The sequence below is a fragment of the Psychrobacter sp. SCQQ22 genome (assembly GCF_015864605.1).
GTDB lineage: Bacteria > Pseudomonadota > Gammaproteobacteria > Pseudomonadales > Moraxellaceae > Psychrobacter > Psychrobacter fozii.
Map to the genome: position 1 here is coordinate 21,760 of NZ_JADYWZ010000005.1, position 16,512 is coordinate 38,271.

Sequence of the window (16,512 nt, forward strand, 5' to 3'; positions counted from 1 at the left end):
AAAACGAGCGGTGAACGCAGTTAGAAGTTATTTTTTAACTCACGTAAAGCAGCAAATACGGTCAAAGACTTATCATCGTTGATGCTCATTTTAGCCTTCACACCTGCTATCACACTGGGCTCTTGTGTACGTAAGAATACATTTACCATACGCTCATGCTCTAGGGTCACAGGTAATGTCGGCATACCTTGTGCGGTTTGCGCTTCTGCTTGTGCCAATGCTTGCTGCATTGCCTCATTGGCAGGCTCAATCGACAATCCAAAACGTAAGTTACTGGCCGTATATTCATGCGCAGGATATAGTAGCGTCTCAGCAGGTAGACCATTCAAACGCTTAAAGCTGTCATGCAATTGCTCAATCGTACCGGTAAATACACGTCCGCACCCTGCACTAAATAGCGTGTCACCACAGAAGCAATGCTTTCGCCCATCGATATCTAAAATATAGGCCACATGGCTCGCTGTATGACCAGACACATCCCAAACCTGTGCGGAGCAGCCCCATGCACTTACCGTACTGCCGTCTTTGATAGTTTGATCTTCATCGACATTATGCTCCGTATGCGCCACTAGGTGCGTCATCGGATAAGACTCTTGTAGCGCTGCGACGCCGCCGATGTGGTCATGATGATGATGCGTGGTCCAGATAGACGTCAGTTCTAGATTATTTTCTTCTAGGTAGGCAACGACAGGTTCAGCCTGACCTGGATCAATGACAATCGCTTGCTTATTGTTTTCATTAATCAATGTCCAGATATAATTGTCATTGAACGCTTTAATCGGGTGAATACAAATACTCATGGTAAATCCTTACGAATAGTTATCTCTGTTGCTTAATTTTTATCAGATGTTTTTGTGAAACGCTTCAACATTCAAAATTGTTGATTTTTACTTTTTTAAATAGGTATTAATACGAGCTTCTGCTGCTTTATCCGTCCACCAGTAGTCGATGCCGACAGCATTGGTAGGCAGTTTTTCTGTATGGCGGTATTGATTCCAGTAGGCGACATTGGTGCCTGACTTTCCATATAGTGGCACTAAATAATGACCAGCACGTAATAAGCGGTCTAGCACTTGGGTATATAGCACAATCTCTTCACGATTCTTAGCACGACCCAACTTGTCTATGACATCGTCGATTGCCACGTTTTTAATACCCGCTGTATTTCTATTACCTGCTTGGTCAGCTGCCGCGCCACCCCAAAAGCTGGCCTGTTCAGCGCCAGGAGATAAGCTCTGCGCAAATACATCCACCACCATATCATAATCAAAATTGCGCATACGCTCATAATATTGCGGGCCATCGACTTGACGCAAGGTCGTATCAAACCCTAAACGCTTCAAGTTGCGAATGTATGGCAACAGCACTCGTCCCATGGTTTCGCCTGTCATCAAAATCTCAATTTGAGCAAGCTGTCCATCAGGCTGATACAGCTTCATATCCTCATAATAGAAACCCGCATCTAGCAATAGCTGACGTGCCTCTAATAGCCCTTGACGATTAAAACCGCTACCATCAGTAGTAGGCAACTGCCATTCTGCCAATACAGCCTGACGTTGTATGGGTTCAAGCTTAGATAACAAAGGGGTTAGCACTTGCATCTCAGCAGTAGATGGCGTATTCGTGGCAGCAAGCTCAGAGCCATGAAAGAAGCTCTGTAAGCGCTCATATTGCCCATGAAATAAGGTTTTATTCATCCATTCAAAGTCATAAGCCACCGTCAATGCCTGACGAACACAAATATCTTGAAAGATTGGCCGACGCATATTCATCACCAGACCTTGCATCGGTACTGGATTTTGACTGCTTATCGTCTCTTTGTTAATCAGCCCTGCTTTTACTGCGAGGAAATTATAACCCGTTGCCCAATTGGACGCTTTATTCTCAGGACGAAAGCGATACTGACCAGATTTAAAACCTTCAAACGCAATCTCATCACTTTGATAATACACAAACTTAATCATATCAAAGTTATAACGACCACGATTGACCATCAAATCACGCCCCCAATAGTTGGCATCGCGTATATAGCTGACCGCTCGCCCTGCATCTACACGTCCAAGCTTATAAGGACCACTGCCCATCAATGGCGTTAGACTAATCTTCTCAAAATCAGCATCGATAGAGGTCTTGGCAAAAATAGGAAACTGTCCAACCGTTAACAAAATTTCTTTATTCTCATCAGACGCAAAGACAAACCTCACTCGTTGCTTATCCAGAACTTGAACGTCCTTAATATCACCTAAATAGCTGCGAATATACATCGGCCCTTTGTTCAATATGGCGTCATAAGTGGCTTTGACATCATCGCTAGTGACTGGCGACCCATCCCAAAATCGGGCAGCAGGATTGATATGATAAATAATCCAACTGGTATCGTCAGGGTCATACGTCACCTTGCTTGCCAGCTGCGGATACATCGTAAAGGCTTCATTTAATGAGCCAGTCATCAAGGTATCATACAGATAGTCGGTACCAGCCATTGCCACACCAGTGGTCATCCACTTATTAGCAGCATTAAAGGTGCCACGCGCATCGAGCGAGAGCGTGCCGCCTGTTGGTGCATTTGGATTGGCATAAGGCATGAATGGTGCGTCAATATAGTGAGTAGGACTATTATGACCAAGCGCAGTCGTGGTGATTGGCGCTGCGATACTGACAGGTATACAGCTCACTGCGGCAATTAGCATTATGGCTTTTAGCATAGTGTTTTTTATCATAATAAAGTTATAACAAGCCCTTTTGCCAAACCGATGAATATATTTAGAACTTATCTAGTGACTACAAGTTAATTGAAAACTCGCTAAGCATGATAAGTTGCACAAAATTTATCATAACAAACTTCAGTTTTTTAACCTAATGGTTTGCCATGCAAAATGTGTGGTATTACAAACCATTCATCTATCCACCCATCTATCCACCCATCTATCCACCAAGCAAACATGCTGATTTTAGACAAAAAAAGACGCAGCTCATAAAGTTGCGTCTTTTTTTCTAAAACTGGTGCTGATTTAAGCGTGCTTTTTTTCAAAGGCAATCATAAAATCAACCAGTTGCTGTACCCAGTCTAGTGATACGGCATTGTAGATACTGGCACGCATACCGCCCACATCACGGTGACCTTTTAGGTTCATCAAGCCTGCGGCGGCTGACTCTTCTAAAAACACTTTATCAAGACTGCTGTCTGCCAAGGTAAACGGCACATTCATAATAGAACGATGTTTAATGGCTACTGGATTGTTATAGAAATCGCTGTCATCAATCGTTTTATAAAGTAAGTCTGCTTTTTGCTGATTAATCTTGCCGATAGCAGCCACGCCGCCTTGCTCTTCTAACCAATCAAAGACCAGTCCTGCCAAGTACCAAGAATACGTCGCTGGCGTGTTTGACATAGACTCTTTTTCAGCCTGATGCTCGTAGTTCATTAGCAGCGGACACCACTCACTCGCCTGCCCTAATAAATCCTCACGAATAATCACAATAATCAGTCCTGCTGGACCAATGTTCTTTTGTGCACCCGCATAAATCATCCCAAATTTAGAGACGTCAATTGGCTGTGACAAAATGCAAGAAGACATATCAACGATAATCGGTGCATCGACTGTTGGCGGCTCAAATATTTGCAAGCCATGAATGGTTTCATTAGCGCAATAATGAAAATACGCCGCATTTTCACTTAACTGCCACTCACTTTGATCAGGCACATTGGTAAAGTTACTTTCTTTGCCCGTTGCGACCACGTTAGTCTCGCCCAGACCCAGTTTGGCATAGCGATCAGCTTCTTTGATGGCCTTGCCTGACCAAGCACCTGTCGTTAGATAATCTGCGCGCCCACCATTTAATAGGTTTAATGGAATCGCTGAAAACTGTAAGCTAGCGCCGCCTTGTAAAAATAGCACTTTATAATTATCTGGAATGTCCATCAACGAACGCAATTTCGCTTCAGCTTTTTCCGTAATAGCAATGTATTCTTTACTACGGTGACTTACTTCCATGACCGACATACCGCTTCCCTGCCAATCAAGCAACTCGTCTTGAGCGCGTGATAATACAGCAGTCGGTATCGTAGCAGGCCCCGCTGAAAAGTTAGGCACACGGTTAGGAGCGACAGTATTGATAGTTGATGTGGTGGTCATAGTCATTATCCTAAATATGATGAAATTATCGTTGTTTGTTGGAGCGTAAAAGTTGCCTATCAAAATCACTGTAAAAGTGACTTTCGTTGTTTTTATTTGCTAATGTCTGTTTTTTATGCCGATAGTTTATACAAGTAATTTATGACCACACCAATGGTCAACTGGTTTGACCAGATAATTTCTCCCAAAGCTGACGCTTTAAGCTGCTATCAGCGAGCATTTCATCTAACGTGGGTACAGCCGTAAGCGTCGGATGCTCAAGCCCTTCAGGCAATTCAGTCAATGCTACCACTTGTATTTCTTCACTGCGGCCAATTTTGAAGACATATCCCGCGAGACTGGCATTGGCAAGCTCTGCGGTATCCATTCCTTCACAAATAGGAAAAGAGGTGGTCTCACAAGTGATTGACAGCGCTTGGGTGATGTTCTGCCATAGCTTTTGACTGTCATTGTTTAGTGCTTGGATATCAACCAAAACCACCCAATCGCCATAACAACCGCCTTGCAAATCAAATGGTGCTATTTTTTTAAAGCTCTCATCGTTGTTTATATGAGCAATAGGGCTCTGCTTGATAGCGGCAATGGTTTGCTGGGCTATGTCGTTTACGAGGGATTTGACAGGTACATCACCTATAGCTTTGACGCTAGTATCAAAGCTATAGGTGACAGGGCTTTGTTCGTTAGGTGATTCTAACCCTACATCACTAGTATCATGGTAATAATTACGAGTGGCGTCATCATCGATAGCCGCTGATACAGAATCAGCAAATGCTATATTTGACATCTCAATGCTTGCGGCAGCATTACTTTTCTGTTCTATACTTGGTTGTTCAATGTTAGGAACAGACGATACAGCCTGAGTAGGCGTATCAATTGTAGAATCAGAAATAGTAGGCGCAGAGATATCTGCCATATTGATGGTGGCGGAGCTTGGCTGCACCCACTGATTGATACCCATCATCGCTAAAATTTGACGCTGCTGCATACGATGTTGCAATACAATTAGCGGGTCTGCAATGTCACTCATACGTCTTTACTATCCTACTCATCTAAGATGGGTTTACAGAGTATCTGTATTAAAAAATGTCAAATAACAACTTAAATTATGCTACTTCTAGCCAGCCCAATGCGTGCCAAACAATGCCTAAACACTTCGCTCAGTAACATCACTCAGTCATAGCATTCAAAAGAGCTTTCGAACGCCTAGCCAGCGCTCTGCCAACAGCATTAGGCAATCATACTCATCTTGGCTGACTATCGTATCGTGTAACATCACTGTATGCAATGTACTCAGCCATTGCTGATAATTATTATAGGTGTAACTCTCACCAGTCGTATCATTATAATCTATTTGCTTGAGGCTCTGTTGTCTCTCTTGATAATTATCACGGCGTTTGGCATCTATTACAGACGACCCAACGGTGGATGCTATGAACACAGGCACAGTCTCTATTAATGCCAATAGCTGAATACTATTGAGGTTTTGAGAAATCAGCAGCAACCACTGTAGATTGGCATCGCTAATGGCTGCTAAATCAATATCAATCAAACGTGCATGGCGGCGTAAATCCACGATATAGTGGGCCACACTAGCATCGTTGTAGTCAAGCATCGAACTATATAACGCTGATGTCATTTGGCCTTTGACATCTTTTGACAAACGATATGCTAGTAAAATTAGCATCGTTCTCTTAACATCGTTCAGTCGAGCAAACACTTGACCTGAAGGATCAAGCTGAGCATATACACCCTTTGTGCCAGCTCGCAATGTGTGCTGCCATGACTCATACTTACTTGCATGTGAAGGCTCATCACTTAGCACCGTAGATAGTACCGGTAACAGCTGTTGTAAATGTAGCGCTTGCCATAATGACAAAATAGAAGGCGTCCAAGATGTACCACTTTTGGCGTCAGCTGATTCTGACTGAATACTTTCCGTCAGAAAATCTTTGTCCGCCATCTTATCTGCTAAGTCTATACTCAGATCAGCAGTTAGCTGGCCGTTAAAAAGTTCAGTGATACCTTGTTGATAGCGCATAAGCATCATACGACATTTTTTTTGCTGACTATAATGCTGATAGCTTTCATTGCTATGGCTACTCTCATGCTTCAGACGTAGCTCTGCAATCACGCTTTCGGATAAATTATGCTGACTCAGATTTTTTATGGCAGTTGTGATTAGCGCACTGTCCAATCGTCGATCGATACTCGCCACGATTTCTATCAATTTATGGTCGATGGCATGCGGTAGAATTTGCGCTTGGCGATGATCATCGGTTTTATTGGTAGTAACTTCGTACCAAATGTCAGCCAAATCATAAGTACTCGTCGTTGCTAGGGCTTGACCCTGATGGCATAACATCACCGCTTCAACCAAGGCCTGCGCACCTAACGGGTGGTGACTGTGATTGAGTACATACTGTGGTAGCGAGACTTTTTCAATATCATCAATACTAATCAGCGCTGCCGATGGTAAATCGCTATCAGGTTTTGCCTGCCAAGGTTCTAACCGTTCATGGACATCGATATCTTGCGTCTGCACCTGCAATCGCCCATCAATGACGACATCTTGCGCTACAACGAAATCTAGCCCTTTCTCTTCTTTCTCTACCCCATTATTCAATGCTTGAGTAGAGAGTGGTTCTGCGTGGGGTAATTGTTTGTCAGTATTTTCTTTTTCATTACTACTTAGGCTATTTGTTTTTACTTTACCCACGTCCCCAAGTCGACGCTGCTCATATATTTCTTTTATTTTTTGCTGATTGATGCGCTTCTCTTTAGCAACTTGTACGGCAAACTTATGGTAAGCATTGGCATTGATAGCACCCATACGCTCGGACAAACTGGGATGAGTCGCAAACCAAGAGACATCCCCTAGATCTGCGCCACTACTGGCAAAGAAAAAATGACTGAGTCCATTGATATCAGTGATACCTGTCAAGCGTGAACCAAGTGAATCTTGGTGGATGGCTTTTAGTGTCTCCATAATCGCAGGAGAGCGCGTCAGCTGCACACTGGTCGCGTCGGCAAGCAGTTCACGCTCACGGTTGAAGCTATGTTTGATTAACTGAGCACTGGCCATGCTCGAAAAGCTCAACCCATGTAACAACAATGTCCAAACGCTACGAGGCGCTTTGCGATCTACTACTGGTTTGTTGTGTAGCCATTTCGACTGACTTTTTGCGGTTGATTGTTGATTTTTTGACTGACTTTGCCAGTACGCCACCCACTCACTATGGGTGGTAAAACTTGCGGTTTTCGCTTCGGTACTACGAGCATGATTATCGATGGACTTCTGTGATAGATCAAGGTTTTGATTGACGGCATTATCAAAATAATTGCCATTACCGATAGGATCGCTCCAGTCATATAGTATCTGTAAACCTGCTAACACTACCATCAGCTGCAGATTGAAGGTGGCGTCGCCATGGAGGATGTGACCATACTCATGTCCGATGAGCCCGTACAAAGCCTCATCAGACAACTTATCCAGTGCACCTTGCGTCACGACCAGCACCATATCCTGACTGTGTCGACCAGCCACGAAACCATTGATGCCTTGCTCATCAGGCAACACATACAAGACAGGCATACTCAAACCTGAAGCAATGGCTAACTGCTGCGCAATTTCATAATAGCGGCGGTAGACTGGTGGAAAATCACGCTCATCACGCACCGCGATATGACGTGCACTATAGCGAACCTTTTGTACAGGCTCATGCTGATGAGCAATACCCTCACTGTGCTCCCAAGCGTCTTGGCTATGATCAATAAATAATCTAACAGCACCTACGCGCTGAGCAATGGCACGACCGCCCGCTTTTAGACGACGATACTCCAAAAAACTACCACCAGCGAAGCTACCTAATGTCCAGATAATGACCAGTACTAATGCCCAATAATAAATGCCACCCGTAAATAACGTGAGCAACAGGACCATGACACCGAGCGCCACTGCCATATGCGCAAATACAATGAGAAAAAATAGCCCATAGAGTAATAGACTGCGCTGAGTACGTGTGCGCTGTTCACCAAAAAAATCCATCTACTTGTCTTACCTAAACTTTATATTGTCTAAATTTTATATTATCTAAACATAGCCGAACGCCTGTGAATATCAGCCCATATTGACAACAGGTGCTTGAGCAATCGCCTTTCTATCTTCAAACACCAACTGACTTAATGGGCGAAAGCCAAAAGTCGTGCTAACCAGATTGTTTGGAAACACTTCACGATCGTTATTGTAAAACATCACACTGTCATTATAATGCTGACGTGCAAAGCCAATACGGTTTTCTGTATTAGTCAACTCATCCATCAGCTCTTTAATCACGCTGTCCGCTTTTAGCTCAGGATATGCTTCAACGACAGCGGAGAACTGTCCTAATGCTTTGGACAGCATGCTTTCTGCTTTGGCAAATAATGCCATATGCTCCATTGAGTCTGGCTGATGCTGATTAGAGTCTTGCAAACTTTGGGCATGATTGCGTGCACTAATCACACGAGTAAGCGTTTCTTCTTCGTGCGTCAAATAACGCTTGGCAGTCTCAACAAGATTTGGAATCAAATCATGACGGCGTTTTAGCTGCACATCGATCTGAGCAAAACCATTTTTTGCTTGGTTACGGGCGCGTACCAATTTATTAAATATGGATACCCCAAATACAACCACCAACACCACAAAGGCAATAAACAGCCAGACAAACATCTTCATAATCAAATCCTAAAACGTTTCGTATTGATATTAAGGCCTGTTGCATACTCCACCATGGCACTAACAGCGACTATTGGTGAAGACTCAACACACTCTAATGTTACTAAAAAGTTAATACATTGTATTTTAACTCATATTAATCAATGAAGCTTCGAAATTGAATAAGAAATTAAAATATAAAATAGATAAAATTAACGCAAAAAAAAGCCCTTTACAATGAAGGGCTTAATACATAATACGAGTGTTTCTGACTGATTATAAAACCAATTATCAAATTTTAGGCAAAAAAAAGCGGCTCCAAAAGCACATCCTCGGCACACACTGTGACTATTACCGTTGCTACCTTCCGGTCCTGGCGGGATTCATAGAACAATGTTGCGAGGCTACCAATGGAGCCACCAGTTGCAAATTATACAAGAATTTTTTAATTTTACAACCCCTATCGTAAAACTGTTTTTGTAAGGCAAAAAAATCAGTAACTTAGGTGACAAAATTATCACAGCATCGCGTCTGAATTTTGCTATGTTAGCCTATAAAGCTGAGCATGATGGATAGCAACTAACAAATAAAATGCACTGCTTTTAATAGAGAGAGACAGCGTTTAATGATAGCGTCTCTCTTTATCATTGATATAACTTACTGAGGAGATAGTGATGAAAACTACTTTACTAAACAAAGCAGCCCTAACGACTGGCTCTGCACTTCTATTAACCGCTATGATGGGTAGCGCGCATGCAGAACCAACTGGCTACGACCAGCTTACTTTTCAAACAGAAGTAAAAGAAGAAGTGCAAAATGATGAAGTACGAGCCAGCTTATACAAAAAAGCACAGGCAACTGACTCAAAAGCATTGGCCACTACGCTCAACACTTCTATCAACAATGCCATGAAAATCGCCAAACGCTATCCTAGCGTCACTGTCAGCACAGGACAGCAGCGCACTTACCCTAGTTATGATAAAAACAACAAAATCATAGGCTGGACAGGACAAGCCAATATAGATTTGAAGAGTACTGATTTTGCCGCGACCAGTCAGCTCATTGCTGATCTACAAGAAACGCTTGTCATGGAAAATCTCAGCTTTGGTGTGTCTGACACCAAAAAAGATGCGCTAGAACAGAAGCTAATGACAGATGCCTCCCGCGCGTTTCAACAACAAGCTAAAAACCTAACTAGCGCATGGAGTGCTCGCGGCTATCGTGTGGTGAACGTCAACCTAAATACAGGTAGTAACTACCCGCGTCCAATGTATAGCGCCATGAGCATGAAATCAGACTCACTTGAGTCAGTACCAAGCCAAAGCTTTGAGTCTGGCAACAGTACGATCTCAGTGACCGCAAATGGTACGATTGAGCTGACTAAATAAATCAACTTATACCAGCAGTTGGTTCGTTCATAAATTGAACTATTCATACTAAAAAGGCAAGCACCATTAGGGTGCTTGCCTTTTTTCTTAAGCTGTTATTTATGCTGTCGTTATTCATCATTCATCAATAAGACAAGCTCTAATCACTTTGACGTAACTTTAATAATAGTTTTTGGTACAACGATAGGTTCTGATAAGCCAACAGCTGCTCTGCCTTTCTTTTATTATCTTGCAAGGTTGTATTGTTTTGGATGACATAAACAGTTCGTGCTACTTGTTGCAGGGTTTTACCTTTCTCATTGGTCACAACTGCCGTGATACTGTGCGATCCTGGTAAAATATCTACCGTTGGGATGGAAGCATTAAGACCCTGTGCCACCTCATTACCATCCAAGTAAATACTCACGTTATCGCCTGCTTGTAAAGATGGCTTTACTTGTACATTTACAGCGATATTTTGGGCAGGACGACGATAAGCACGCTCTTCGCTTGGTTCAGTGATCGTAAGCTGATAATTGACCGCGGTTTTGACGGTTGAACTGTCAGCATCAGGTGTAATCGTCGTCTCTGTGCTGGCAGCTTGAGCAGTACTGCTAGACTGACCACTCGTATTGCTATTGTTACTTGAGTTAAGAGCATCACTTCTAGTCATGACACTGGTCTGACTGACTTGCTTATCCGCTTGCTGCTCATAATTCTGTGGACGATCGGTGAAGGTGACTTGACCCGTCTTTTCATCAACGACTTTATAAATAGCAGAGGCATTTGCTAAAGGGGCGTAGAGGCTGGCTGTGAAGACGAGCAAGCCTGTAAATAACATCTTATTTTTGGTATGACTGCGTATGGTCATGGCGGTCTGAATCAAACGGGAATGTTTTGAGAGTGAGTGCATAGTCAGTCAACCTAATAAGTGCGCGTATTTAACAAATATGATAGTACCATTATGGGGTATTTTTCAGCGAATAACACTAGGGCGTGTCTTCATTTTAAAAATGGTAATAAAAATGAGATAAATTGCAGTCAAACAAGGATAATATCGAGATATTAGTCAGCTATTTGACGCCGTTTGGCAAGATTTAGCCATTTTTAACCCATTTAGATGACTATCGATTGAATTGAGGACACGCCCTAGAGCGTGTCTTCAATCTGAGTATTAAACATTGAAAGCTTCATAATAGTGCCTGTTGTTATAATCATGATGGCTGATTTAAGTAATCAGTATTTACTCTATTGGCGATATATTCCACGTTTCTATCAAATCCCATATTGCAGTATCAATTTCCTGCCAGTGTTGTAAGTTGCTAGGATGAAAGTACCATTCGACTTTGATGCCCCCATAGATAGGCTCGTATGAAATAGCTTTGATTTTCTCATCATTCCAAAATGAAAAAACTATGCCAGAGACTTGTGGATTAATAGAATTACCAAAGCAGTGTGGTATTCCAATATCATCTCTAGTACGGCAATGTAATCCATACTTTTCTGAAAGCTCTTTTTCGTATTTAGCCTTTACCTCTCTTTCTTCCTTTTCTGTTGCCTCTTTAGTTGTAAGACTAGCTTGATATGAGTTAATCACTACCTTCACCTGATCAGGATGATCTAAAGTATCATTAGACTCAACTACTCTATCCGACGCCTGCACTGTAGAACCATTAAGCATCAGATTAAACTCATATCTTCTGCCTGAGTGCTTAGAGATAGGCATGTCTCTTGCCTCTGACTCGCTTATCTTGTCAAATCCTATAGGCTGATAATCAATAGGAAATTGTCCAAGATAACGCTCATACTGTGGACGATAGAACTCGGCTTCCCCTCTTTTAGAGTGGTTTTCAAGAGAGTGCTCTCGCCTTTGTCCGACTTCAGCTTTTAAAATAAGATGATTATTAATCTTCCAAGTAACGATATCGCCCTCTTTATAAGGATCTTGCTTTTTATCTTGTTGCATACAACTTATTTGAAACAGTGACAAGGTTATTATTACTAAAGAGCTTAACGTTGAAAGCTTCATGGTAGTGCCTGTTGTTATAATTATGATGGCTGATTTTGGAAAATTGAGCGTTACGGCTAGTATTTGTTATCGACTATCCACTCTTAATCTCTTATTTTAAGATAATTATTGGTTTAAATTCCATAAAAAAACCAGCTAAGAATAACTTAGCTGGTTTCTATGAATCAAAATAACTGAGTGCTTTAGCGACTAATTAGCAGCTGTAGTACATGTCAAATTCAACAGGGTGTACAGTTACGTTCAGACGCTGTACTTCTTCTTCTTTCAATGCGATAAACGCTTCTAGCATGTCTTCAGTGAACACATCGCCTTTTAATAAGAAGTCATGATCGTCACGCAATGCTTGTAGTGCTACATCTAAGCTCTCTGCAACCGTTGGGATTTGTGCTTCTTCTTCTGGTGGCAAGTCATACAAGTTTTTGTCCGCAGCTTCGCCTGGATGCATTTTGTTTTGGATACCGTCAAGGCCGGCCATCAATAATGCAGCAAATGCTAAGTAAGGGTTCGCTGTTGGATCAGGGAAACGGGCTTCTACACGTACTGCTTTAGGGCTGCTCACGTGTGGAATACGGATAGACGCTGAACGGTTAGATGCTGAGTAAGCAAGTTTAATAGGCGCTTCATAATGTGGTACTAGGCGCTTATAGCTGTTGGTCGATGGGTTGGTAATCGCGTTCAAAGCACGAGCATGCTTGATGATACCACCAACGAAGAACAGAGCTGTTTCAGACAAACCAGCGTATTCATCACCAGCGAAAGTGTTTACGCCATCTTTAGCGATAGACATATGCACGTGCATACCTGAACCATTGTCACCAACGATTGGCTTAGGCATAAAGGTTGCTGTTTTGCCAAACTGATGCGCAACGTTATGTACCACATATTTCAACTGTTGAACTTCATCTGCCTTACGTACCATCGTGTTGAATGCTACGCCAATTTCAGACTGGCAAGATGCTACTTCGTGATGATGTACTTCAACGCTACCTGCACCAACGATGTCTTCGATACGCTCACACATAATTGAACGCATGTCTTGTGAGCTATCGATAGGTGGTACTGGGAAATAGCCGCCTTTGACACGTGGACGATGCGCCATATTGCCCCATTCATACGTCTCGCCTGTTGACCATGCTGCTTCTTCAGCAGTGATTTTATGGCTAACACCAGACATATCAATTGACCACTTCACATCATCGAAGATGAAGAATTCAGGCTCAGGACCAAAATAAGCAGTATCACCAATACCAGTAGACTTTAAGTACTCTTCAGCACGGCGTGCGATAGAGCGTGGGTCACGATCATAGCCTTGTAGCGTTGATGGCTCGATAATGTCACAAGTAACGACAACGGTAACTGAATCAAAGAACGGGTCAACAAAAGCAGTTTCTGGATCTGGGCGCAAGATCATATCTGAGGCTTCAATACCTTTCCAACCAGCAATAGATGAACCATCAAACATCTTGCCGTCTTCCATTACTTCTTCGTCAATGGTATGTGAAGGAAAGCTGATATGTTGCTCTTTACCACGGGTATCGGTAAAACGAAAGTCAACCCATTTAGCATTTGTTGATTTGATAAGGTCTAGTAATTTGTTCGACATAAATAATCTCCGTTGTGTTGATCACGTTATTGCGATTTAAAGTGACTGATGCAATTTACTGGTTCAAGAATATCAGCTGTGCTCTTAATACTAAATAGCGCCTTCAATATTATGCTTATTATCAGCACTGTCAATGTCTTTAGTCAAGACATCCTTATAATGCTTTTTCTCATTCTAACAACATATAACTCACAATAGTAAACTCTTCTAGCACTTATTAATAATTATTTTTGAGTCAATTTTTAGCCATAAATAATCATGAAAATAGTAATGCAAACGCTGTGCCAACTTATAAAAATAATAATATTTGAGAAAACACCCATCAACTTAATTCGCAATTATTACAATTACCTATAACATGATTTATTCTTTATCAAGCATGGCCTATCAACGACCCACTCACCTCTTATTTCTCATTTATAGACATAAAACATCATATTTTTGCACTTTTTCGGTGCTAAAAAACCGCACCATTAACGAACAATGTTCTTTTTTAGTGCATATCTTACAATTAAAAAATATCAGACAAGCCAATAACCAAAGTCTCCTCGCAAGTATTTCGTCAAAAGTATTGTGAGGTAAAATAATTTTTACGCATGACTTACTTGGATAGCCTGTACCTTACATTTGATAGACCACAAAATAATGGTAAGATAACTGCGCCTGACAAACGTATGAATCCAGAAGCACTTGCGTCAAAAATTACTTAAACCAAGAACCACTATAGATAAATATAAGTCTAAAAAACACAATCACATCCACAAGTTGAAAACCCAATGATTTTGATGATCGATAATTACGACAGCTTTACGTACAATATCGTACAGTACTTCGGTGAATTACAGCAGGACATCACCGTCTGGCGTAATGATCAGGCTACCATTGAACAAATTCAAACCCTTGCACCAGACGTAATTGTCATTGGTCCTGGCCCATGTGATCCTGATCGAGCTGGCATCTCTTTAGCAGTGATTGAAACATTCAAAGGTATCATACCGATATTGGGCATTTGCTTGGGTCATCAGGCCATTGGACAAGCATTTGGTGGTCAAGTGGTCAAAGCTGGTGAAGTCATGCATGGTCGGCTATCAGCCGTCTACCATAACGGTCAAGGTGTGTTTACTGGATTGCCTAATCCATCACAAGTCACCCGTTACCACTCGCTCGTCATTGACAAATGCAGCCTGCCCGATTGTCTTGAGCTGACCGCATGGACACAGTATGCCGATGGCAGCATTGAGGAAATTATGGGCATCCGCCATAAAACTTTGGCCATCGAAGGGGTGCAATTCCATCCTGAGTCTATTTTGAGCGAGGCCGGTTATCAGTTGCTCAATAACTTTTTGCAAACACATAATTTGGCAGTACTGGCCTCGAACGAATTACCACAAGTCGGCTAAGTATCGTTAAAAAATAAATCTAAAATATCTATAATATTAAATTTGAAACCAACTTAATCTAAAACAAACTTATAAAAATAGTAAGAGAGAATATAATGAGTACAACAAAAATAGAGGGCAATCACACTCCAGATAGTATTGCTCAATTGTCTGATACAGATATTCATAAGTTATTGACGGCATCCTTAGAAAGAATTTTTCAACACATTGATTTAACCTTTGATGAGATGTATCAAGTGATGCTGATCATCATGCAAGGCAGATGTAGCGACGCCATGATGGGCGCTATTTTGACTGGCTTACGTATGAAAGGTGAATCAATCGATGAGATTACTGCATCGGCCAGTGCCATGCGTGCCTTGGCTTCTAATATCGAACCAAAGAACTGTGATCACTTAGTGGACATCGTTGGTACTGGTGGCGATGGCGCTAATTTATTCAACGTGTCTACCGCCTCTGCTCTTGTGGCAGCAGCGGCTGGCGCGCAAGTTGCCAAACACGGCAACCGCGGCGTGTCTAGCAAATCGGGTAGCTCAGACTTACTCGAACAAGCGGGTATTAGCCTTGCGCTCACACCTGAACAAGCACAAAACTGTATCGAAAACCAAAGTATCGGCTTTCTGTTCGCACCCAATCATCACAGTGCCATGCGCTATGCCATACCTGTGCGCCGCGAACTCAAAGCGCGTACGATTTTCAATATCTTAGGGCCATTAACCAATCCTGCTGGCACGCCCAATCTGGTCATTGGTGTTTTCACTGCCCAACTGTGTGAGCCTATCGCCAACGTCATGAAAAACTTGGGCGCCCGTCATGTAATGGTCGTGGGTGCAAAAGACGGCCTGGATGAAATTAGCCTTGCTACTTCCACTACGGTCGCTGAATTAAAAGATGGCGAGATATCTGTTTATGAGATGATGCCAGAAGATGCTGGTATTGAATCGCAGACACTGATCGGTCTCGATGTCGACTCTCCAGCGCAAAGTCTGGAGCTGATTCGCGCTGCACTATCTGGAGCCGATACTCATGACCGCTCTGTACTCAAAGCACGTGATATGATTGCGCTTAATGCAGGTGCGGCCATATATACGGCAGGACTTGCCAGCAACTACGCCAATGGTGTGAGCCGAGCGCAAAAAGCCATCCAAAATGGTGATGCATTGGCTAAACTTGAGTCTCTGGCCAACTACACACAGCAATTAGTGGCTCAGGGTTAACTTGTAAGCACTCATATGATGCAAACTTTGCCACCACTGTCTATAGACAAAGAAATCTAAAACGGAT

Annotated in this window: 12 protein-coding genes and 1 other RNA gene; 3 read left to right on the plus strand and 10 right to left on the minus strand. The window is 42.4% G+C overall.

The window, feature by feature from the left end:
* Positions 1 to 20: 20 nt before the first annotated feature.
* From gloB to ffs, 7 genes are all read right to left on the minus strand, one after another.
* Entirely contained in the window at positions 21 to 800 is a 780-nt protein-coding gene (gene gloB, locus I6E84_RS08025; RefSeq protein WP_197217354.1) for a hydroxyacylglutathione hydrolase, read from the minus strand.
* An 87-nt stretch (positions 801 to 887) separates the two neighbouring features.
* A complete protein-coding gene (locus tag I6E84_RS08030; RefSeq protein ID WP_197217355.1) occupies positions 888 to 2,720 on the minus strand; it encodes an extracellular solute-binding protein in 1,833 nt (610 codons plus the stop codon).
* 291 nt (positions 2,721 to 3,011) lie between these two features.
* Positions 3,012 to 4,136: a 3-phosphoserine/phosphohydroxythreonine transaminase gene (serC, locus tag I6E84_RS08035; RefSeq protein ID WP_197217357.1), complete on the minus strand. Its 1,125-nt coding sequence runs from the start codon at positions 4,134 to 4,136 to the stop codon at positions 3,012 to 3,014.
* Between the two features lie 157 nt (positions 4,137 to 4,293).
* Entirely contained in the window at positions 4,294 to 5,163 is an 870-nt protein-coding gene (locus I6E84_RS08040) for a hypothetical protein (protein ID WP_197217359.1), read from the minus strand.
* A gap of 156 nt (positions 5,164 to 5,319) precedes the next feature.
* Positions 5,320 to 8,181 carry a M48 family metalloprotease gene (locus I6E84_RS08045; RefSeq protein WP_197217361.1) on the minus strand — a complete coding sequence of 954 codons (2,862 nt, stop codon included), beginning with the start codon at positions 8,179 to 8,181 and terminating at the stop codon, positions 5,320 to 5,322.
* 72 nt (positions 8,182 to 8,253) lie between these two features.
* The gene (locus I6E84_RS08050) at positions 8,254 to 8,850 is read right to left on the minus strand and encodes a LemA family protein (protein WP_197217363.1); all 597 of its coding nucleotides are present in this window, start codon (positions 8,848 to 8,850) and stop codon (positions 8,254 to 8,256) included.
* Positions 8,851 to 9,145: 295 nt separating this feature from the next.
* Positions 9,146 to 9,242, minus strand: an RNA gene (gene ffs / locus I6E84_RS08055) — signal recognition particle sRNA small type.
* Positions 9,243 to 9,503: 261 nt separating this feature from the next.
* On the opposite strand from ffs, the gene I6E84_RS08060 reads away from it, so the two are divergent.
* Positions 9,504 to 10,217 (plus strand): SIMPL domain-containing protein, encoded by a 714-nt coding sequence (locus tag I6E84_RS08060; RefSeq protein WP_197101422.1) that lies wholly within the window; start codon positions 9,504 to 9,506, stop codon positions 10,215 to 10,217.
* A 139-nt stretch (positions 10,218 to 10,356) separates the two neighbouring features.
* Here the strand turns inward: I6E84_RS08060 and I6E84_RS08065 are convergent, their stop codons facing one another.
* The 3 genes from I6E84_RS08065 to glnA form a co-directional block, all read right to left on the minus strand.
* A complete protein-coding gene (locus I6E84_RS08065; RefSeq protein WP_197217365.1) occupies positions 10,357 to 11,109 on the minus strand; it encodes a DUF4124 domain-containing protein in 753 nt (250 codons plus the stop codon).
* 330 nt (positions 11,110 to 11,439) lie between these two features.
* Complete coding sequence (locus I6E84_RS08070; RefSeq protein WP_197217366.1) at positions 11,440 to 12,225, minus strand: hypothetical protein; 786 nt, start codon at positions 12,223 to 12,225, stop codon at positions 11,440 to 11,442.
* Between the two features lie 193 nt (positions 12,226 to 12,418).
* Positions 12,419 to 13,828: a type I glutamate--ammonia ligase gene (gene glnA, locus I6E84_RS08075; RefSeq protein ID WP_110923825.1), complete on the minus strand. Its 1,410-nt coding sequence runs from the start codon at positions 13,826 to 13,828 to the stop codon at positions 12,419 to 12,421.
* A gap of 776 nt (positions 13,829 to 14,604) precedes the next feature.
* Here glnA and I6E84_RS08080 point away from each other — a divergent pair.
* Entirely contained in the window at positions 14,605 to 15,228 is a 624-nt protein-coding gene (locus I6E84_RS08080; protein ID WP_197217368.1) for an anthranilate synthase component II, read from the plus strand.
* Between the two features lie 95 nt (positions 15,229 to 15,323).
* A complete protein-coding gene (trpD, locus tag I6E84_RS08085) occupies positions 15,324 to 16,445 on the plus strand; it encodes an anthranilate phosphoribosyltransferase (protein WP_197217370.1) in 1,122 nt (373 codons plus the stop codon).
* Positions 16,446 to 16,512 lie beyond the last annotated feature (67 nt).